The organism is Blautia sp. TF10-30, assembly GCF_003481245.1.
Classification (GTDB): Bacteria; Bacillota; Clostridia; order Lachnospirales; family Lachnospiraceae; genus Fusicatenibacter; species Fusicatenibacter saccharivorans.
The window spans coordinates 34,535-53,257 of record NZ_QUKM01000001.1; the positions used below are offsets into that span (position 1 = coordinate 34,535).

Sequence of the window (18,723 nt, forward strand, 5' to 3'; positions counted from 1 at the left end):
TCCAGATGAGTGAAGTCATTGTAATTACATCAGGAAAAGGCGGCGTCGGAAAGACGACAACCGCAGCAAATATCGGAATCGGGCTGGCACAGCTTGGAAAGAAAGTTGTGATGGTAGATACCGACATCGGTCTTCGAAACCTGGATGTCGTGCTCGGCCTTGAAAACCGGATTGTCTACAATCTTGTGGATGTTGTGGAGGGCAACTGCCGGATGAAGCAGGCGCTAATCCGCGACAAACGGTACGAGCAGCTCTACCTTCTCCCGTCTGCCCAGACGAGGGACAAGACAAGCGTAACGCCCGAGCAGATGAAAAAACTCTGCGATGAATTAAAACAGAGCTTTGATTTTGTTCTTCTTGACTGTCCGGCAGGCATTGAGCAGGGATTTGCAAATGCAGTTGCCGGCGCCAATAAGGCAATTGTTGTGACTACGCCGGAGGTTTCGGCCATCCGGGACGCGGACCGCATCATCGGCCTTCTGGAGGCGCAGGATCTGAGGGATATCTCTCTTGTCATCAATCGTATCCGGCCGGATATGGTAAAACGCGGTGAAATGATGTCGGTGGATGATGTACAGGAAATTCTTGCTGTTCCGCTGCTCGGCATTCTGCCCGATGATGAGCAGGTAGTAATCGCCACCAACCAGGGCGAAGCGATCGCTGGAAGCGGTTCCAAGGCAGGAGAAGCCTTTACGAATATCAGCCACAGGATCCTCGGGGAGAGTGTTCCCTACTTGGATCTTGACAGCAAAAAGGGATTTTTCCGCCGCGTATTCGGGCGATAGGAGGGAACTGGTATGGGTTTATTTTCAGGCAGAAAGCCGCACTCCGGCCTCGTTGCAAAAGAACGTCTGTCCAATCTTTTAATGGCAGAACGTCTGAACTGTTCTCCGGCATCGCTTCAGATGCTGAAAAATGATCTTTCTGCTGCTGCAGGAAAATACCTTACCGTTGAGGCGGATGAAATTTCCGTCACCATTACACACACAACCCCTGTCATACTGACAGCGAAAATACCATTGAAAAGAAACGAGGAGTATCATGTTAAGACGATATAAGCTGAAAAATTATAATTTCCGGCTGGTCATTCTTCTGATTGCCATCAGCATTATTGGTGTGCTTCTGATCGGAAGTGCAGACAGTGCAGACCAGAAAAAACAGGCCATCGGAGTCGTATTGGGCGTAGTCATCATGATTATTGTCTCTTTGCTTGACTATAGCTGGCTTCTGAATTTTTACTGGGTTCTTTACATCGGAAATCTAATGATGCTTGGCGTTCTTTATCTCGGCGGTTCTACCGCAAAAAACACGTTTGGTGCGACCCGTTGGATTCAGATCGGAAGCTTTCAGTTTCAGCCGACCGAGCTGTCAAAAATCTTTCTGATCATGTTTTTTGCGATGTTTCTGATGAAGCATGAAGAAGATCTGAATACGGCGAAAACCATTTTTACCGCGATCGGGCTTCTGATTCCGCCGCTCGTTATGATTTACCGTCAGCCGGATTTGAAAAATACGATTACGGTCATGGTTCTGTTCTGCTTTATGATGTATGTGGCGGGCTTAAGCTACAAAGTTATCGCCGTTGTTCTGGTTTCCGGTTCAGCACTGGTACTTGCGCTTCTGCTTGTCATTACGCAGGTGAATTTCCAGCTTCCGGCGGCTCTTGACAAGACGATTGGTTATCAGCTTGGGCGAATTCAGGACTGGTTAAGCGATGATGCCGACAACGCCGACGGCCGTCTCCAGCAGCAGAATTCCATTACAGCCATCGGTTCCGGAAAGCTGACCGGAAAAGGACTCAACAACAATAAAGTTTCTTCCGCAAATAAGGGAAATTTCGTTTCCCAGAACCATAATGACTTTATTTTTGCAGTGGCAGGAGAGGAACTTGGTTTCTTTGGATGCTGCGGAATCATCCTGCTCCTGTTCCTGATTCTCGTCGAATGCATCCGGACTTCCCGGAAAGCAAAAGATCTGTCAGGAACGTTGATCTGCTGCGGTATGGCAGGACTCATTGCCTTTCAGAGCTTTCTGAATATCAGTGTTGCAACCGGAATCCTGCCGAACACCGGTACACCGCTTCCGTTCGTCAGCTATGGACTGACCTCCCTTGTAACACTTTACATCGGAATGGGGCTTGTCCTGAATGTCGGACTGCAGAACCGGGATTTTGTAACCAGAAACTATGAATTACTAAGGAGGAAAACCATCAATGAACATCGGATTGATCGCGCATGATGCAAAAAAAACGCTGCTTCAGAACTTGTGTATCGCCTACCGCTCGGTACTTGCCAAGCATACTCTTTACGCAACCGGAACTTCCGGCCGTCTGGTAGAAGAGGCAACCGGACTTAACGTCCGCAAATATCTGGCTGGACACGTTGGAGGCGTTCAGCAGATGGGTTCTCAGATTGAACAGAATGATCTGGATCTTGTGATTTTCCTGCGGGATCCGGAACAGCCGAAACAGCATGAGCCGGATGTCCATCGGATTATCCGTCTCTGCGACGTACACAGCATTCCGCTTGCCACCAATCTTGCAACGGCAGAAATGCTGATCAAATCATTAGACAGAGGAGAAATGGACTGGCGTGAAATCTACCGGAGAAACGACTAATACTACAGAAAAAGAACAGAAACTGCCTGTAACGGAGAAAAACGGGACTGCTCCGGAAAAAACCGAACATATTTTAAACCGCCTGATCATCGGCGCGGGTGTCTGTGTTGCTGTTATTGCGGTTCTGATCGGTGTGAAACTGTACCGTCAGGACCGCCAGATGGACATTACAGAGCCGTTTGCGCGAAGTATGGTGCTCGCCTCCGATCCGCTTTCGGCAGAAAAACGGTTTCAGGCTGAAACGCTCTCTGCCGATCTCTGTGTCGGTGAGACGAGCGTACCGCTGAATGATATCTCGTTTTCTTCACAGGTAAAGGCCGGACTGTTTGATCTGGATCACAAAAAAGTATTGTTCGCGCAGAATATGTATGATCAGATCTACCCAGCCAGCATCACGAAGATCATGACGGCTCTCCTTGCCATGGAATACAACCAGCCGGATACGCAGGTAACGATCACAGAAGAGGATCTTGCGCTGGAAGATGGATCCCAGATGAGTGGACTGGCCGTGGGCGATACGGTAACGATGGATCAGCTTTTCCATGCATTGTTGATTTATTCTGCCAACGATGCTGCTATGGCGATTGCCCGCCAGGTAGGCGGAAGTGTAGAGAATTTCGTTCAGATGATGAACGATAAGGCAGCTTCCCTTGCCATGACCGGTACGCATTTTGCAAACCCGCACGGTCTTCACAATGAGAATCATTACACTACTGCATATGATGTTTATCTGATGCTGTATGCTGCCTATCAGCATACGGAATTCCAGAATACGATGTCAATGTCTTCCTACACGCTGAACATGACGCATGCGGACGGTACGGCGGGAACGATCTATTTAAGCTCCACGGACAAATATCTGACCGGAGAGAAAAACGCACCGGAAAATGTGACGGTGCTCGGCGGAAAAACCGGAACGACCGATGAGGCCGGTTCCTGCCTGGCACTGGTATCCCAGAATGCATACGGAGAACCGTTTATCTCTGTCATTCTTCATGCATCAACAAAAGTGGAACTGTACGAGGACATGAACACTCTTCTTTCCAATATCAACTCCTGACGTAATCTTTTTGCAATCCCCCGGACGGCGTTTTTTCTGCCTATCCGGGAGATTGTCGTATCCGTTTAGAAAAACAGAGCTCCTTTCCCTGCGAATTAGAAGATTTTTCAGAATTTTTTCATTTTACCATTGAAAACGTTGGTGAATTGTACTATAATTAAACCATGAACTTAAAGGTTTTTGGTGAAAATATCTTATTCTAATCTAAGGAGGAAACTGCTATGGTTCAATTAATTGTAGGCAAGAAGGGAAAAGGCAAAACAAAACAGCTGTTAGACAAAGTAAATGCAGAGGTAAAAACCGCAAACGGAAATATCGTGTATATTGACAAGAGCACAAAGCACATGTTTGAATTAAACAACAAAGTACGTCTGATTTCCGCAACCGACTATCCTCTGAAAAACAGTGATGAATTTATCGGATTTATCTGCGGTATCGTTTCTCAGGACCACGATCTCGCAAGCGTTTATCTCGACAGCTTCCTGAAAGTAGCAAAACTGGAAGGAGAGGACATCACAGATTGTGTTGAACAGCTGGAAGGCATTGGCAAGCAGTATAACATTACCTTCGTATTAAGTGTCTCCATGGATAAGGAAGAGCTTCCGGAAGGCATGCAGGATAAGATTATCGTTGCACTGTAACCGAAACTGTATTATAATAATTGCATAGCGACAAAACCAAAGGACGGCGCTTACGGCACCGTCCTTTTAGCGCATGGATTAAACAATAAAAGGAGCATACATTTTGTCTAAGCAGAAAAAGAACAGCCGCCGGCATTCGAGAATCCGTTTCCCTTTTCCGGCGTTGAATATTGGAAATATCATCTTTGGAGCCCTTTTTTTCTATATGGCAGTTTCACTTTTCTTTTACCTGACCGCCGATCATATCAAATCTTTTCAGGTTGTGCAGGGAACTTTATCCCGGAATGATACCTATACCGCATTCGCCATGCGGACAGAGAGCGTGCAGCTTTCCTCCGGCAGCGGATATGTTCAGTTCTATACCCCAAATGCATCGAAAATCAGCCGCGGAAGCGCTGTTTATGGGATTTCCGCAACAGAAAATGCCGATACCTCTGGTATTTCGGCAGATGCGGCAACGAGAACGTCGCTTCGTTCCTCGCTCGCACGTTTTTCTTCTGATTATGATTCCAGTTCCTTTTCCGGCATTTATCAGCTGAAAACAGAACTTTCCGCAAAGCTGCTTGCCGCTGCCGCTGAAAACGGAGATTCCTCATCACAGACGATATTTTATGCAGATCAGGACGGTGTTGTCGTCTACGGCAGTGATGGATATGAAAGCTATACGGAGGACAGCCTTACGCCGGAGCTTTTCTCTACGAAAGCCTCTGTGGTTTCCTTTGATTCCGGCGCGCAGACGGAGCCTGGAAATGCAGTATACCGTCTGGTGACAGATGAGCAGTGGGAAATTGCCGTTCCGGTGACGAATAAGCAGGTCGTTACACTTTCCAATTTCAGTACGATAAAAGTTAAATTTCTGAAAGACGGAAAAACACAGACGGGAACACTGAACCTAAAGTCCATTAACGATCAGAACTATGCTGTCATTTCGTTTACAAGCGGGATGATCCGTTATGCGGAAGACCGTTTTCTTTCAATAGAGCTGGTCACAAACACTGGAAGCGGACTGAAAATTCCAAATACTGCCATCACGGAAAAAGATTTCTATAAAATCCCGGCGCAGATGCTCGTACAGGGCGGAGACAGCAATTCTTCCGGTTTCCTGCGGGAAAAGACCGATAAAAAAGGAAATGTCATGCTGGATGATAACGGACAGCCGGTGACAGAATTTGTAAACGCCACGATCTATGAGCAGGTCAATGATGAAAATGATAATCCGGTCGAATATTACGTCGACATGGCCGCTTTTAATGATGGAGATATACTTCGTGCACAGGATTCCGCCACAACGTATCAGATTGGAGAAACGGTTTCGCTGCAGGGTGTTTACTGCATCAACAAAGGATATGCTGTATTCCGCAAAATTCAGATCATCGATCAGAATGCGGAGTATTCTATCATAAAAAAACAAACGCAATACGGCATTTCGCAGTATGATTATATTGTGGAAAATGCATCCACCGTCAGTGAAGAAGATATTGTGCATTAAATACTGGAGGTTAGAAAGATATGCTGAAAGAGAACTATGAAGAAGTCCAGAAGAAAATTACAGAAGCCTGCAAAAGAGCCGGACGGAACCGGGAGGAAGTTACCCTGATTGCGGTCAGCAAGACAAAACCGGTCGAAATGCTTTCCGAAATCTATGATCTTGGCGAACGCAATTTCGGTGAAAACAAAGTGCAGGAGCTGACAGAAAAAGAGGAAGTGCTGCCAAAGGATATCCACTGGCACATGATCGGTCATCTGCAGCGGAATAAAGTAAAATACATTGCAGGAAAAGTTGCCCTGATTCATTCTGTCGATTCTCTTCGTCTGGCAAAAACGATCAGTGAGGAAGCGGTAAAGCACAACTGCGAAATCCCGATCCTGATCGAGGTAAACGTTGCCGGCGAGGAAAGCAAGTTTGGTGTCTCCGTAGAGGAAACCCTTCCATTGATTGAAGAAATCGCAAAACTTCCGGCAATTCATGTGGAGGGACTTATGACCATTGCACCGTATGTGGAAGATCCAGAAGAAAATCGTCCGGTTTTTCGCAAATTAAAGGAATTAAGTGTTGACATTGCCGCCAAAAACATTAATAATGTACGTATGGCCATTTTGAGCATGGGCATGACCGGCGATTACGAAGTAGCAGTAGAAGAAGGCGCCACTTTAGTACGGGTTGGAACCGGAGTCTTTGGCGAACGGGATTACAGTAAAAGATAACAGGAAGCCTTTCCAAGAAGAGTGACCCCGCGCATTCTGCACGGCTGTCTGGCCAAATGCCACAGGACTAAAAATAGGAGAGTATAAGAATGAGTGTTTTAGACAAATTTCTGGATGCCATCCGGCTGAACGACGATTACGAGGAAGAGGATGCTGATTCGGATAGCTTCTTCGATGAAGAAGACGATGATATAGAAGAAAAACCAAAGAAACGTTTCTTCCGTAAACTGGAGAACGAGGATGAGGACGAAGAGGAAGAGCTGCAGGCGAAACCGGTTCACACTGCACCGCGTAAACAGCCGGCGCCAAAGACCACCGCTTCAAGCCAGGCTGCTGCTGCACGAGCTCCAAAGCCAGCTGCCCCGGTTTCCTCGAAAGTTACTCCAATGAGAAAGAAAGCAGGTGCATTAAATATGGAAGTATGCGTCATCAAACCGGCTTCCATGGAGGATACCCGTGAAATCGCGGATACGCTTCTGGCCGGATGTACCGTTGTCCTTAACTTAGAAGGCATTGATGTGGATATTGCCCAGAGAATCATTGATTTCTGCTGTGGTGCATGCTACTGCATGAGCGGAAGTCTGCAGAAAGTTTCCAGCTATATTTTCATCCTGACACCGTCCAGTGTAGAAATTTCCGGCGACATCCAGGATATCTTAAGCGGAGCTTTTGATCTTCCAAATATCCGTACCGATTATTAAAGAAAATTATCTTTGCAGTAAATTAAAATGGATCCACTGGATCAATTATTGATTTACTTAGTAACAAAGGAAAAGCATCAGATGCAGGATTCTGATGCTTTTTTCATGAAAGAACATACAGGAGGCATAATTTATGAAAACACTTACCGTTAAAAGAGAAGGCACATCTACTGAATTTTCTTATGAAATTGTCTGGGACGGCAGCTACGAACGCCTCGCCGGCTGTGTGGAGAACTTAAAACTCCCTGCAAAAAAGGCCTGCATTGTCACAGACAGCACGGTTTCAGAACTGTATCTGGAAGAGGTAAAAAATGTACTGTCCCCGCTGTTTGAGACCGTAACCGCATTTGTTTTCCCGGCTGGTGAAGCAAGCAAAAATCTGGATACTGTCAAAGATCTGTACACGCATCTGATTGAAAACCACTTTGAGAGAAAAGACATTTTATTCGCACTCGGCGGCGGTGTCGTTGGGGATCTGACCGGCTATGCGGCGGCAACGTATCTGCGCGGCATTGATTTCATCCAGCTTCCGACGACACTGCTTGCACAGGTAGATTCCAGCGTTGGAGGAAAAACGGGCGTCGATTTCGACCAGTACAAAAATATGGTCGGTGCATTCCATCATCCACGTCTTGTCTATATGAATATGGCAACCTTAAAATCCCTGAACGGCGATCAGTTTGCCTGCGGTATGGGAGAAGTCCTGAAAACAGGTCTGATCCGCGATGAAAAATTCTACATCTGGACCATCAATCACATGTCTGAGATCGAAGAGCGGATTGAGCCGGTATTAACGAAAATGATTCAGAAATGCTGCGATATCAAACGCCAGGTTGTAGAAAATGACCCAACAGAACAGGGAGAGCGTGCCGTTTTAAATCTTGGCCATACGATCGGCCATGCCATTGAAAAACTCAAAAACTTCGAACTGCTCCATGGCCAGTGCGTTGCACTTGGAACCGTTGCTGCTGCCTATATTTCCTACAAGAGAAGTTATCTCTCCGATGAAGAGTTTTACGAGATTCGTGATATGAACGTCGGTTTCTATCTGCCAATCACTGTGGACGGCCTGAAATCGGAAGATATTCTGGCTGCAACAAAATCGGACAAGAAAATGGAACAGGGTACGATCAAATTCATCCTTCTGGAGTCTGTCGGCCATGCTGTGGTGGACCGCACGGTTACAGATGAAGAAATGCTGGAAGCTATCAATTCTATTAATGGAGATCTGATCGATGAAGAGTAAAAAACTTTCTCCGCTGGCCGTTTATCTGGTTTGCGCGGCAGCGATTGTCCTTCTGCTTGCAGCAGATCAGTATACAAAATCACTGGCAGTGCAGTATCTGAAGGACCAGCCGTCGATCGAGCTCATTCCAGGGGTTTTGGAGCTGTTTTATCTGGAAAACCGCGGTATGGCATTCGGACTTCTGCAGGATCAGTACTGGCTGTTTGCTATGATGACGGTATTGTTTCTGATCGTCATGGTGATTGTCTTTTACAAGCTTCCAAAGACACGCCGCTTTTTACCGCTTTTTGCCGTGCTGACTGTTCTGACGGCTGGTGCGGTCGGAAATTTTTACGATCGTTTTCTGAATCACTATGTCGTTGATTTCATCTACGTTTCGCTGATCAACTTTCCGGTTTTTAACGTAGCTGATATTTATGTCACCGTATCGGTCGCTGTCTTTTTACTGCTGTATCTGTTGTACTACAAGGACGAAGACTTCGCATTTCTGCATAAAAACGCCAAAAAGGAGGAGTCCGATGGCTGAAGAAGAACGGATTTTGGAAGTTACACCGGATTTTGACGGAAAACGGATTGATCAGTGCCTGGCCGCATCTTTTTCGGACTGTTCCCGTTCTTTTCTGCAGAAGCTTTTAAAAGACGGAAAGGTTTCGATCAACGGAAAAACGCAGAAAGCAAGCAGTAAGGTTGCCGCCGGTGATGCCGTTCTGGTGCTTCTGCCGGAACCGGAAAAACTGAACGTGGAGCCAGAAAACATTCCGCTTGATATTCTGTACGAGGATGATGATCTTCTGGTCGTCAATAAGCCCAAGGGGATGGTCGTACATCCGGCGGCAGGCCACAGCAGCGGAACACTGGTCAATGCGGTTCTGTATCACTGCCGCGGAAATCTCTCCGGCATCAACGGCGTTCTGCGCCCCGGAATCGTCCACAGAATCGATATGGACACAACGGGTGCCCTGGTTATCTGTAAGAGCGATTTCGCCCACCAGAGCCTCGCAGAACAGCTCTCTGTACATTCCATTACCCGAAAGTACCGGGCAATTGTCCATGGGAATCTGAAAGAGGACGAGGGAACCGTGCGCGGTGCAATCGGCCGCCATCCGACAGACCGGAAAAAGATGGCGATTAATGAACGGAACGGAAAACCGGCGGTCACACATTACCGTGTGCTGGAACGCTTTGGAAATTATACGTATATTGAATGCCAGCTGGAAACCGGCCGGACGCATCAGATCCGTGTCCATATGGCAAGTATCGGGCATCCGCTGCTTGGCGATGCGGTTTATGGCCCGAAGAAATGCCCGGTGAAAAACCTGCAGGGACAGACGCTGCATGCGATGGTACTTGGATTTATCCATCCACGGACCGGTGCCTATATGGAGTTTGAGGCGCCGATTCCGGAATATTTTTCCAATCTGTTGCTGCAGTTTCGAAAAAATGTCTGAAACTGCTTAAAAAGAATGATATTTCAAAAAGTATATAGTTAATTTGTATAAGTTTTATCAAAATGTTCTGTACTTTCTGTGAATTCTGTAGTATACTGGATGTAACGAAAAAACGCGAGTTACTACATCTGTGAAAGCAGATTATTGTGACGGAATGGAAAGGAGCGGATTATATGAAAACTATCATAACGATTGGACGTCAGTACGGAAGCGCCGGACATTCCATTGGTAAGATTTTAGCGGATGACCTGGGAATCAAGTACTATGACAAAGAGCTGCTGGAGAGAGCAGCAAAGGACAGCGGATTATGCCAGGAATTGTTCGAAAACCACGATGAAAAACCAACCAACAGCTTTTTATACTCTCTGGTTATGGACAGTTACTCCTTCGGCTATGGATCTACCATGATGGATATGCCGCTGAACCAGAAGGTATTTCTGGCACAGTTTGATGCCATCAAGAAGATTTCGCAGGACGGTCCGTGTGTCATCGTAGGCCGCTGTGCAGATTATGCACTGGAGGAAAATCCGAACGTGCTGAGCATCTTTATTAAAGCTGATATGCAGGATCGCATCCGCCGTATCGCAAAGCTGTATGATCTTTCCGATGCAAAAGCAAAAGACAAGATCACAAAGATCGACAAACAGCGTGCAAGCTACTACAATTACTACACCAGCAAACGCTGGGGCGAGGTAGACAGCTACGACCTGTGCCTGAACAGCAGTGTATTCGGTATCGATGGAACCGTAGATATGATCAAACAGGCAATTGAAGTTAAAGAAGCGGGAATCCGCAAGATTTTCAGCACCTGATCAAAACAGAACATAGGAGAAACGACCCTCCTCTTAAAAATAAGAGGAGGGTCATTTTATGAAAGGATTTTAAAGATGAGAATTGTTATACAACGTGTAAAAAGAGCAAGTGTTTCGGTGGAAGAGAAGGTTGTCGGATCGATTCAGAAAGGTTTTCTGGTTCTGATCGGTGTCGGCCAGGGGGACGATGAAGCAACAGCAGACAAGTATATGAAAAAACTGCTGGGACTGCGTATTTTTGAAGATGAAAATGGAAAGACGAACAAGTCCCTGGCAGATGTGGATGGACAGCTTCTGATGGTTTCACAGTTTACCCTGTATGCCAACTGTAAAAAAGGAAACCGTCCAAGCTTCACGGAAGCAGGCGAGCCGCACAGAGCAGAAGAACTGTATGAATATATGGTCGCGAAAGCACGGGAACAGGTTCCTGTTGTCGAAACGGGAGTGTTCGGGGCTGAGATGGAAGTATCACTGGTGAATGATGGGCCGTTTACGGTGATCTTAGAGGATCTGTAAATAAAATTTTTTTGTTTGCCGAATCGGTAAAACAGAACGTGGTTTGCGAGATCTGTGAAACCTGTTTTTGTCTAGAGATAGTGTACCATCATCGTACTGAATTGTTTGTATTTATATAGTTTACATAAAATGATTATGTGAACTTGTGAAGAGGAGAAAATCTTTTATGCCGCAATTTGACTATCAGCAGCTGTGTCACTTTGTCCTTCCGGAACAGGGGGGACTGTCGGTGGAAACAATTCTAAAACGTTTTCTGCACCTGACACCACGTGAAATCCGCCATGCCAAATATATTCCGGATGGAATTCAGAAAAACGGTGTTTCCTGCCGCACGAATGCAGTCGTTCAGACTGGAGATACAATCACTTTTCGATATGAGCAGAAGTGTCCCCACCTTTCCGAAGATCAGGTTCTGCCGGTATCAGGTGATTCTGCCGGCGTACGGATTCTCTATGAGGACAGTGATCTCTGTGTCGCAGACAAGCCATCCGGTATGGTCTGCCACGCTTCCCACGGCCATTATTCCGATTCCCTGACACATGCTGCCGCATCCCTGTTAAAAACACCGACAGCGCCTTCTGAACTCCGCTGCATCGGCCGTCTTGACAAAGATACATCGGGTCTGGTACTATTTGCAAAGAATCAGCTGGCTGCTGCCAGACTGTCCCGGCAGCGGGAGAGCGGCGCGCTGAAAAAAGAATACCTGGCTCTGGTACACCATCCCTTTTCCGAAGAAACGCAAAAAGAAACCATTCGTCTTTCCATGGAGCAAATTCCAGGAGATGACCCTGATTCTTTCGATCCGTCTGGGAAACGTATCACTAAAATGCGTATCTGTAAAGAAGGGAACGGCCTGTGGGCTATTACACACTACGAGGCTGTCCTTCAGGATCCTTTCTGGGCCGTCGTGTGCTGCCGTCTGGAAACCGGCCGCACGCATCAGATCCGCCTTCACATGGCATCTATTGGACATCCACTTTTCGGAGATCCGCTCTACGGAGTCCGCGACGGCGGTACCCGTGCCGCGCTCCATGCCTGGAAACTGCACTTTCTGCAGCCGATGACAGGAGAACCAATTGATCTGGAAAATATTCGAACGCACATGTTCGATTAAATATATTTGAAGTATAAGGAGAACATTTTATGGAAGAACAGAAAGAACACAAACGCCGCGTCCGCTACAAAGGCACACATCCGCGGAATTACAATGAGAAATACAAAGAACTGAATCCGGAGAAATATCAGGGGACCATTGAGCATGTGATCCAAAAGGGAAGCACACCGGCCGGCATGCATATCCCGATTCTCGTAGATGAAATCCTCGATTTTCTCAAGATCGAGCCGGGACAGAACGGACTTGATGCAACACTCGGATACGGCGGCCACAGCTCCCGTATGCTTGCATGCCTGCAGGGAAAAGGGCATCTCTGTGCGCTGGATGTCGATCCGATCGAGATGGCAAAAACAAAAGAACGACTGGCCGCGCAGGGGTACGGCCCTGAGATTTTAACGATTCTTCATCAGAATTTTGCCAATATTGATCAGGTTGCTGCCAAATACGGCCCCTTTGACTTCATTCTGGCGGATCTTGGTGTTTCCTCCATGCAGATTGATAATCCGGAGCGCGGCTTTTCCTACAAATATGATGGACCGCTGGATCTTCGCCTGAATCCGGAGGCAGGAATTTCCGCGGCCGAGCGTCTGCGCACGGTTGCACGCGATGAACTGGAAGGCATGCTCATTGAAAACGCCGATGAACCGTATGCAAAAGAAATTTCCCAGGCTGTTACGCGGGCACTTCGGAAAGGAAAGAAAATTGACACTACGTTTGCACTGCGTGATCTGATCGCTGAAGCACTGGATTTTCTTCCGAAAGACGAGAAAAAAGAAGCCATCAAAAAATCCTGCGCCCGCACCTTCCAGGCACTGCGGATCGATGTAAACAACGAATATGAGGTTCTGGAAGCATTCATGGAAAAACTTCCGGATGCTCTTGCTCCGGGCGGCAGAGCGGCAATTCTGACGTTCCATTCCGGCGAAGACCGGCTTGTGAAAAAGTCCATGAAGGGACTGTATCAGATCGGTATTTATTCCGAATATTCAAAAGAAGTCATTCGTCCTTCCAAAGAAGAATGCATCCGCAACAGCCGTGCAAGTTCAACGAAAATGCGCTGGGCAATTAAGGCGGAGTAACTTAAAAAAAGCAGGAGAGAAGTCGTCTCCATAAAAAAGAGGAATCAACGAATGGGATATAATCCCTGTTGATTCCTCTTTTGGTTTCTGATATGTTTTTATTCCTCATGCTCCGGCATGGACTCCCGCAGCCGTACCGCTGTGGCAGCCTGACGGCGCCTTGCATCGTCCATGGCAGCATAATGCTTCTTCGTCGTATTGACATCCTTATGGCCGAGAACATCCGCAACAAGATAAATATCGCCTGTTTCCTGATACAGCGTCGTACCGTACGTACTACGCAGTTTATGCGGCGTAATTTTCTTCGTTGTCGTCACCTGGGACGCATATTTCTTCACCAGATTTTCCACCGTCTTGACGTTGATCCGTTTTCTCTGCGCCGAATAGAAGAGTGCGTGTTCGTGTCCTGCCACAGGCGTAATACCTGCGCGGACTTCGATATACTTTTTCAGTGCCTCGGCAACTTCATCTCCAAAGTAGACAAACATTTCATTTCCACCTTTTCGAAGCACTTTGATGCCATTGTTTTTAAAATCGACATCCTCAATATCTAACCCGACACATTCCGACACACGGATTCCCGTGCCAAGCAGAAGAGTAATGATTGCAAAATCACGTTCCTTTGTTTTTTCATAGTAGGCCCGCTGATGATTGCTCAGCCCGTCGCCGCAGGATTCAATAAAATCAAGAAGCTCCGCAACCTCATTTGGCTCCAGACGGATAATTTCTTTTTCATGGAGCTTCGGCATATCGATAAGCAGCGTAGGATTTGTCTCAATCAGTTCCTTTTTGAAATAATAGGAATAGAACGTCCGAAGTGCCGACAATTTTCGTTTCAGTCCTTTTTCCCCGTTGGTGGTATAAGATTCCTGGGAACCGATATAAGCCTTTAAATATTCTGTGTATTCCTCAAGATCAAGTGCAGTGACCTGGTCAAGCACATCAACGGACATCTGATCCATGGGAATTTTGGCAAGTTCCGGATTTTCTTTCTGCAGATACTGAAAAAAGATCCGAAGGTCATATGCATATTTGATTCGTGTGCTGGTCGATGTCGTTGTGCTGATGCCGCGGAAAAATTCGGAAGTAAAAGAGGGAAGCGTCTTCAGAACCTCGCGGAGCTTCAGTGTATTTTCCATATCGGTTTGTTCGTGATACGTAATTTTTGATTTCATAACTGCAAATGAGCCTTTCTAAACAGAAAAACCGGGAAAATGAAAGAAGTATTTCTTCTATATAACTATTCGGGAAACGCAGGTTTTTCGAATAGTTGAAGAGTTACTTTCAGAAATCACCGGTTTTTCCTCTGAAACCGCCGAATTTTACAGGCCGATTTCTTGTTCGTTTTTTCACAACATTTTTTATTTTCTTCTTTTATTTTTCAGGATAAAAATCTTAATACTCCGATTACCTTTCCTACGATCTGCAGATCATTCACAAGGATCGGATCCATCTCATCGTTTTCCGGCTGCAGGCGGAAATAACCGTCTTCCTTGTAGAATGTTTTTACTGTAGCGGAATCATTGACCAGAGCGACAATTTTTTCTCCATTTTCCGCAGTTGCCTGTTGTTCCACAAGAACAAGGTCACCGTCTAAAATACCTGCATTTACCATGCTTTCGCCCTGTACCTTTAAAAGGAACGTTTCTGCGTTTGGCAGACGGTCTACCGGCATCGGGAAATATCCTTCAATATTCTCTACCGCAAGAATCGGTTCTCCGGCAGCTACTTTGCCGATCAGCGGAATCTGTGCAACCTCACTCTGGGATGCGGTGTCTTCCGATGCAATTCCCTGGATTGCACCAAGGCGGCCGGTATGGAATCCTTCATCGCAGATTTCAATGGCTCTCGGTTTTGTTGCATCTCGTTTGATATAGCCTTTCCGCTCCAGTGTTTCCAGATGTGCATGTACCGAGGATGTAGAACGAAGGGAAACCGCTTCGCAGATCTCACGCACAGACGGCGGGAATCCTCTCTGCAAAATTTCCTGTTTTAAATATTCGAGAATCTGTCTCTGTTTCTCTGTCAGTTTATTTTTGTCTCCAGCCATCGTATGTTCCTCCTGTCGTTTCGTTTTTTATATGAATTAGGGTAGTCCCCTCTTTCTATACGATATTTGCTTAAAATATACCAAATAAATTTTACCATAAATCCCACCGGAACGCAAACAAAAGTTTCGAAAATTTGTTCGTATTTCGTATTGACAAACATACGTTCTTTTATTATAATGAACATATATTCGAAAGAACAAATGTTCACGTAGCACAACTACTCTTCTATCACAAATCAAGGGGGAATTTTACATGAGTACCAATGCAAAGAAAAGAAAATCACTGAGAGAAAGACGAAAAATCCAGAGAAGAAAACTGCAGATCCGCGCAGCCGCCGCCCTCCTGTCTCTGGTTGCCGTCACATTTCTTTTAATCTTCCACTTCACGCCGCAGAATACGCAGGCAGACAGTGAGCCGAAAGCTCCAACCTACAAATACTACACCAGTATCCGCGTTTCTTCCGGCGATACACTGTGGGACATCGCCAAAGAATACCGTACAGAAGAATACTCCGATATTTCCAGTTACATTGCTGAGGTCCGTGAGATCAATCACCTGAGTTCCAACCAGATCACGGACGGTATGTATCTCTGCATTCCGTATTACTCCGAGGAGTATAAATCATGAAATTCAAGAAATGCTTTACATAATTCGGTTATGTAAACAAAGTAAAAAAACAGCTTCCAAAATGCACGGAACCTTCTAAAACAGCATGTTCGGGAAGCATGGTTTATCAAATAAAGAATGAATGTGAAAAGCAGAAACGTCCCGCAAATGAAATTTCTCATCTGCGGGACGTTTCTGCTATCTTATGCTTTTTTTAATCCTCTTCAATATGCTCCTGTCCCTGTGCGATGATTGTCCGTACATGACCATCTGCAAGAGAGTAGAACACCGATTTTCCTTCTCGTCTGCTCTTTACCAGCTTATTCTGCTTCAGAATGCGAAGCTGGTGGGAAATTGCGGACTGTGTCATGTGCAGTGCTTCTGCCAGGTCGCAGACGCATACCTCTGCCTCAAACAGGACAAACAGGATCTGGATCCGCGTGGAATCACCAAATACCTTGAAAAGCTCTGCCAGATCGTAAAGCTCTGTTTCATCCGGCATGGTCTCATTGACAATCTTTACCAGATTTTCATGAACCTCACAGGAGTCACAGCACAGATCAGCTTCTTCCGGATTGATTTTTGCCATTTTGTGTCCTCGTCTTTCTATAGATTTTTCACAAACAGAGCACGAATTGCATTCAGAACCGCCAGAATCATAACTCCGACATCTGCGAAAATTGCCATCCACATGTTAGCGATACCGATGGCTCCCAGAAGCAGGAACAATACTTTGATACCAATTGCAAAATAAATATTCTCATAAACAATGTGAATACATTTTCTGGAAATGTGAATTGCTTTGGAAATCTTGAGCGGATCGTCGTCCATCAGAACGATATCAGCTGCTTCAATTGCTGCGTCGGAACCAAGTGCTCCCATCGCAATACCGATATCGGCACGGGACAGTACCGGTGCATCGTTGATGCCGTCACCTACGAAGGCAAGTTTTTCTTTTTCTGTCTTTGCAGCAAGCAGCTCTTCCACTTTACTTACTTTGTCACCAGGAAGCAGTTCGCTGTAAACTTCATCAATTCCAAGATCTGCAGCTACCTGATCGGCTATCCGCCTGGAGTCTCCGGTCAGCATAATCGTCTTTTTAATACCGGATTTCCGCAGCGCCTGAATCGCCTCTTTCGCATGCGGTTTGATCATATCACAGATCAGGATATGTCCGGCATACTTGCCGTCTACAGCAACATGGACGATGGTGCCGACGCTGTGGCAGTCGATATAATCAACGCCAAGGCGCTCCATCAGTTTTGCATTTCCGGCAGCGACATTTTTACCGTCTACCTTTGCTGTTACACCGTTTCCGCTGATCTCTTCGATGTCCGTGACACGGCTTCGGTCGATCAGTTTTCCATATGCTCTCTGCAGACTCTTGCTGATCGGATGGCTCGAAGCACACTCAGCAAGTGCTGCGTATTCCAGAACATCTTCCTGACTGATCGTATTGTGGTGAATACCGGCTACTTCAAAGACCCCCTGTGTCATGGTACCGGTTTTATCGAATACAACGTATTTGGTCTGGGAAAGTGTTTCCAGATAGTTGGAACCTTTCACCAGGACACCTTCATGGCTTGCGCCGCCGATACCGGCGAAGAAGCTGAGCGGAATACTGATGACCAGTGCACAAGGGCAGCTGATAACCAGGAAGGTCAGCGCACGGTAAATCCATACGCTCCACTCAGGAGCGGCACTTAAAAACAGCATCCGTACCAGCGGCGGCAGGATTGCCAGCGCCAGCGCACCGTAGCAGACGGCCGGTGTATAGTATTTCGCAAATTTGGAAATAAAGTTCTCGGATCTTGATTTCTTGGAGCTGGAGTTTTCCACAAGGTCCAGAATTTTGGATACGGTGGACTCTCCAAACTCTTTCGTTGTTTTTATTTTAATCAGACCGGACATATTGATACATCCGCTGATGACTTCGTCTCCCTCCCGGGCGTCACGCGGAACACTCTCTCCGGTCAGGGCACTGGTATTCAGTGTGGTGTTTCCTTCTTCGATCACACCATCGATCGGAATCTTTTCACCAGGCTGTACAACGATGATTGTGCCAACCTCAACTTCATCCGGATCAACCTGCTCGAGTTTTCCGTCTACCTCGATATTTGCATAATCCGGGCGGATATCCATCAGTTCGCTGATGTTCCGGCGGCTCTTTCCGACAGCATAGCTCTGGAACAGTTCGCCGATCTGGTAAAACAGCATAACGGCTACGCCCTCCGGATACTCGCCAAGCAGAATGGCACCGACCGTTGCAACAGCCATCAGAAAGTTTTCATCAAATACCTGTTTGTTCAGGATTCCCTTCCAGGCCTTTTTCAGGATATCGTATCCGATGACCAGATAAGGAACCATAAAGGTTGCAAATCGCACATAGCCGGTTGTCGGCAGTACCGCGCAGAGAATCAGAAGAACCGATGCAACGATGACGCGGATGAGAACCTTTTTCTGTTTCTTATTCATACATATGCCTCCTTTGTTCTTACCGCCGGATGAAAAAATCCAGCATTTCATCCCAGAGATTTACAGATCCAAATCCGCTGCTCCAGAGAGAAAATACTGGATTTTTCTCGAGCTGAACCGCAGACAGGTTTTAGAATCTATTCTGCTCCAGC

General features: G+C 46.5%; 21 protein-coding genes. 17 read left to right on the forward strand and 4 right to left on the reverse strand.

The window, feature by feature from the left end; translation table 11 throughout:
- Positions 1-5: 5 nt before the first annotated feature.
- From minD to rsmH, 16 genes are all read left to right on the forward strand, one after another.
- Complete coding sequence (gene minD, locus DXD02_RS00145) at positions 6-785, forward strand: septum site-determining protein MinD (protein ID WP_022462852.1); 780 nt, start codon at positions 6-8, stop codon at positions 783-785.
- Between the two features lie 12 nt (positions 786-797).
- Positions 798-1,058, forward strand: a complete 261-nt coding sequence (locus DXD02_RS00150) for a cell division topological specificity factor MinE (RefSeq protein WP_118594440.1) — start codon at positions 798-800, stop codon at positions 1,056-1,058.
- Positions 1,042-2,238 carry an FtsW/RodA/SpoVE family cell cycle protein gene (locus tag DXD02_RS00155; protein ID WP_022462854.1) on the forward strand — a complete coding sequence of 399 codons (1,197 nt, stop codon included), beginning with the start codon at positions 1,042-1,044 and terminating at the stop codon, positions 2,236-2,238. Before DXD02_RS00150 ends, DXD02_RS00155 begins: the two co-directional genes overlap by 17 nt.
- A complete protein-coding gene (gene mgsA, locus DXD02_RS00160; protein ID WP_022462855.1) occupies positions 2,213-2,617 on the forward strand; it encodes a methylglyoxal synthase in 405 nt (134 codons plus the stop codon). The genes DXD02_RS00155 and mgsA overlap by 26 nt, the downstream gene beginning before the upstream one ends.
- Positions 2,592-3,677 (forward strand): D-alanyl-D-alanine carboxypeptidase family protein, encoded by a 1,086-nt coding sequence (locus tag DXD02_RS00165; RefSeq protein WP_226906396.1) that lies wholly within the window; start codon positions 2,592-2,594, stop codon positions 3,675-3,677. Before mgsA ends, DXD02_RS00165 begins: the two co-directional genes overlap by 26 nt.
- Before the next feature lie 221 nt (positions 3,678-3,898).
- The gene (locus tag DXD02_RS00170; protein WP_022462857.1) at positions 3,899-4,318 is read left to right on the forward strand and encodes a hypothetical protein; all 420 of its coding nucleotides are present in this window, start codon (positions 3,899-3,901) and stop codon (positions 4,316-4,318) included.
- 205 nt (positions 4,319-4,523) lie between these two features.
- The gene (locus tag DXD02_RS00175) at positions 4,524-5,807 is read left to right on the forward strand and encodes an HlyD family efflux transporter periplasmic adaptor subunit (RefSeq protein ID WP_119206743.1); all 1,284 of its coding nucleotides are present in this window, start codon (positions 4,524-4,526) and stop codon (positions 5,805-5,807) included.
- Between the two features lie 20 nt (positions 5,808-5,827).
- Entirely contained in the window at positions 5,828-6,523 is a 696-nt protein-coding gene (locus tag DXD02_RS00180) for a YggS family pyridoxal phosphate-dependent enzyme (RefSeq protein WP_022462859.1), read from the forward strand.
- An 89-nt stretch (positions 6,524-6,612) separates the two neighbouring features.
- The gene (locus tag DXD02_RS00185) at positions 6,613-7,224 is read left to right on the forward strand and encodes a cell division protein SepF (RefSeq protein WP_117508927.1); all 612 of its coding nucleotides are present in this window, start codon (positions 6,613-6,615) and stop codon (positions 7,222-7,224) included.
- A 133-nt stretch (positions 7,225-7,357) separates the two neighbouring features.
- Positions 7,358-8,470, forward strand: coding sequence for a 3-dehydroquinate synthase (gene aroB, locus DXD02_RS00190; RefSeq protein WP_117508928.1), 1,113 nt, complete (start codon positions 7,358-7,360; stop codon positions 8,468-8,470).
- Complete coding sequence (gene lspA, locus DXD02_RS00195) at positions 8,460-8,996, forward strand: signal peptidase II (RefSeq protein ID WP_022462862.1); 537 nt, start codon at positions 8,460-8,462, stop codon at positions 8,994-8,996. Before aroB ends, lspA begins: the two co-directional genes overlap by 11 nt.
- Complete coding sequence (locus tag DXD02_RS00200) at positions 8,989-9,918, forward strand: RluA family pseudouridine synthase (RefSeq protein WP_118666239.1); 930 nt, start codon at positions 8,989-8,991, stop codon at positions 9,916-9,918. Before lspA ends, DXD02_RS00200 begins: the two co-directional genes overlap by 8 nt.
- A 173-nt stretch (positions 9,919-10,091) precedes the next feature.
- Positions 10,092-10,730, forward strand: a complete 639-nt coding sequence (locus DXD02_RS00205) for a cytidylate kinase-like family protein (protein ID WP_117508930.1) — start codon at positions 10,092-10,094, stop codon at positions 10,728-10,730.
- A 75-nt stretch (positions 10,731-10,805) separates the two neighbouring features.
- Positions 10,806-11,246 carry a D-aminoacyl-tRNA deacylase gene (dtd, locus tag DXD02_RS00210; protein WP_022462865.1) on the forward strand — a complete coding sequence of 147 codons (441 nt, stop codon included), beginning with the start codon at positions 10,806-10,808 and terminating at the stop codon, positions 11,244-11,246.
- Positions 11,247-11,412: 166 nt separating this feature from the next.
- Entirely contained in the window at positions 11,413-12,360 is a 948-nt protein-coding gene (locus DXD02_RS00215) for an RluA family pseudouridine synthase (protein WP_117508931.1), read from the forward strand.
- 29 nt (positions 12,361-12,389) lie between these two features.
- Entirely contained in the window at positions 12,390-13,439 is a 1,050-nt protein-coding gene (gene rsmH, locus DXD02_RS00220; protein WP_117508932.1) for a 16S rRNA (cytosine(1402)-N(4))-methyltransferase RsmH, read from the forward strand.
- A gap of 98 nt (positions 13,440-13,537) precedes the next feature.
- On the opposite strand, the gene DXD02_RS00225 is transcribed toward rsmH, so the two are convergent.
- Together DXD02_RS00225 and lexA are read right to left on the reverse strand one after the other, a co-directional pair.
- Positions 13,538-14,614: a tyrosine-type recombinase/integrase gene (locus DXD02_RS00225; RefSeq protein WP_022462868.1), complete on the reverse strand. Its 1,077-nt coding sequence runs from the start codon at positions 14,612-14,614 to the stop codon at positions 13,538-13,540.
- Between the two features lie 206 nt (positions 14,615-14,820).
- Positions 14,821-15,489, reverse strand: a complete 669-nt coding sequence (lexA, locus tag DXD02_RS00230; RefSeq protein ID WP_055217843.1) for a transcriptional repressor LexA — start codon at positions 15,487-15,489, stop codon at positions 14,821-14,823.
- 253 nt (positions 15,490-15,742) lie between these two features.
- Here lexA and DXD02_RS00235 point away from each other — a divergent pair, with 253 nt between their 5' ends.
- Positions 15,743-16,117, forward strand: a complete 375-nt coding sequence (locus DXD02_RS00235; protein ID WP_022462870.1) for a LysM peptidoglycan-binding domain-containing protein — start codon at positions 15,743-15,745, stop codon at positions 16,115-16,117.
- A 193-nt stretch (positions 16,118-16,310) separates the two neighbouring features.
- On the opposite strand, the gene DXD02_RS00240 is transcribed toward DXD02_RS00235, so the two are convergent.
- Positions 16,311-16,685 carry an ArsR/SmtB family transcription factor gene (locus DXD02_RS00240; protein WP_055217845.1) on the reverse strand — a complete coding sequence of 125 codons (375 nt, stop codon included), beginning with the start codon at positions 16,683-16,685 and terminating at the stop codon, positions 16,311-16,313.
- A 17-nt stretch (positions 16,686-16,702) separates the two neighbouring features.
- Positions 16,703-18,571, reverse strand: a complete 1,869-nt coding sequence (locus DXD02_RS00245; protein WP_118666240.1) for a heavy metal translocating P-type ATPase — start codon at positions 18,569-18,571, stop codon at positions 16,703-16,705.
- Between the last annotated feature and the right edge of the window lie 152 nt (positions 18,572-18,723).

Excerpts from the sequence above, each read along its gene's own strand:
- minD (WP_022462852.1), top strand. The coding sequence starts at position 6 with ATGAGTGAAGTCATTGTAATTACATCAGGAAAAGGCGGCGTCGGAAAG.
- DXD02_RS00150 (WP_118594440.1), top strand. The coding sequence starts at position 798 with ATGGGTTTATTTTCAGGCAGAAAGCCGCACTCCGGCCTCGTTGCAAAA.
- DXD02_RS00155 (WP_022462854.1), top strand. The coding sequence starts at position 1,042 with ATGTTAAGACGATATAAGCTGAAAAATTATAATTTCCGGCTGGTCATT.
- mgsA (WP_022462855.1), top strand. The coding sequence starts at position 2,213 with ATGAACATCGGATTGATCGCGCATGATGCAAAAAAAACGCTGCTTCAG.
- DXD02_RS00170 (WP_022462857.1), top strand. The coding sequence starts at position 3,899 with ATGGTTCAATTAATTGTAGGCAAGAAGGGAAAAGGCAAAACAAAACAG.
- DXD02_RS00175 (WP_119206743.1), top strand. The coding sequence starts at position 4,524 with ATGGCAGTTTCACTTTTCTTTTACCTGACCGCCGATCATATCAAATCT.
- DXD02_RS00180 (WP_022462859.1), top strand. The coding sequence starts at position 5,828 with ATGCTGAAAGAGAACTATGAAGAAGTCCAGAAGAAAATTACAGAAGCC.
- DXD02_RS00185 (WP_117508927.1), top strand. The coding sequence starts at position 6,613 with ATGAGTGTTTTAGACAAATTTCTGGATGCCATCCGGCTGAACGACGAT.
- aroB (WP_117508928.1), top strand. The coding sequence starts at position 7,358 with ATGAAAACACTTACCGTTAAAAGAGAAGGCACATCTACTGAATTTTCT.
- lspA (WP_022462862.1), top strand. The coding sequence starts at position 8,460 with ATGAAGAGTAAAAAACTTTCTCCGCTGGCCGTTTATCTGGTTTGCGCG.
- DXD02_RS00200 (WP_118666239.1), top strand. The coding sequence starts at position 8,989 with ATGGCTGAAGAAGAACGGATTTTGGAAGTTACACCGGATTTTGACGGA.
- DXD02_RS00205 (WP_117508930.1), top strand. The coding sequence starts at position 10,092 with ATGAAAACTATCATAACGATTGGACGTCAGTACGGAAGCGCCGGACAT.
- dtd (WP_022462865.1), top strand. The coding sequence starts at position 10,806 with ATGAGAATTGTTATACAACGTGTAAAAAGAGCAAGTGTTTCGGTGGAA.
- DXD02_RS00215 (WP_117508931.1), top strand. The coding sequence starts at position 11,413 with ATGCCGCAATTTGACTATCAGCAGCTGTGTCACTTTGTCCTTCCGGAA.
- rsmH (WP_117508932.1), top strand. The coding sequence starts at position 12,390 with ATGGAAGAACAGAAAGAACACAAACGCCGCGTCCGCTACAAAGGCACA.
- DXD02_RS00225 (WP_022462868.1), bottom strand. The coding sequence starts at position 14,614 with ATGAAATCAAAAATTACGTATCACGAACAAACCGATATGGAAAATACA.
- lexA (WP_055217843.1), bottom strand. The coding sequence starts at position 15,489 with ATGGCTGGAGACAAAAATAAACTGACAGAGAAACAGAGACAGATTCTC.
- DXD02_RS00235 (WP_022462870.1), top strand. The coding sequence starts at position 15,743 with ATGAGTACCAATGCAAAGAAAAGAAAATCACTGAGAGAAAGACGAAAA.
- DXD02_RS00240 (WP_055217845.1), bottom strand. The coding sequence starts at position 16,685 with ATGGCAAAAATCAATCCGGAAGAAGCTGATCTGTGCTGTGACTCCTGT.
- DXD02_RS00245 (WP_118666240.1), bottom strand. The coding sequence starts at position 18,571 with ATGAATAAGAAACAGAAAAAGGTTCTCATCCGCGTCATCGTTGCATCG.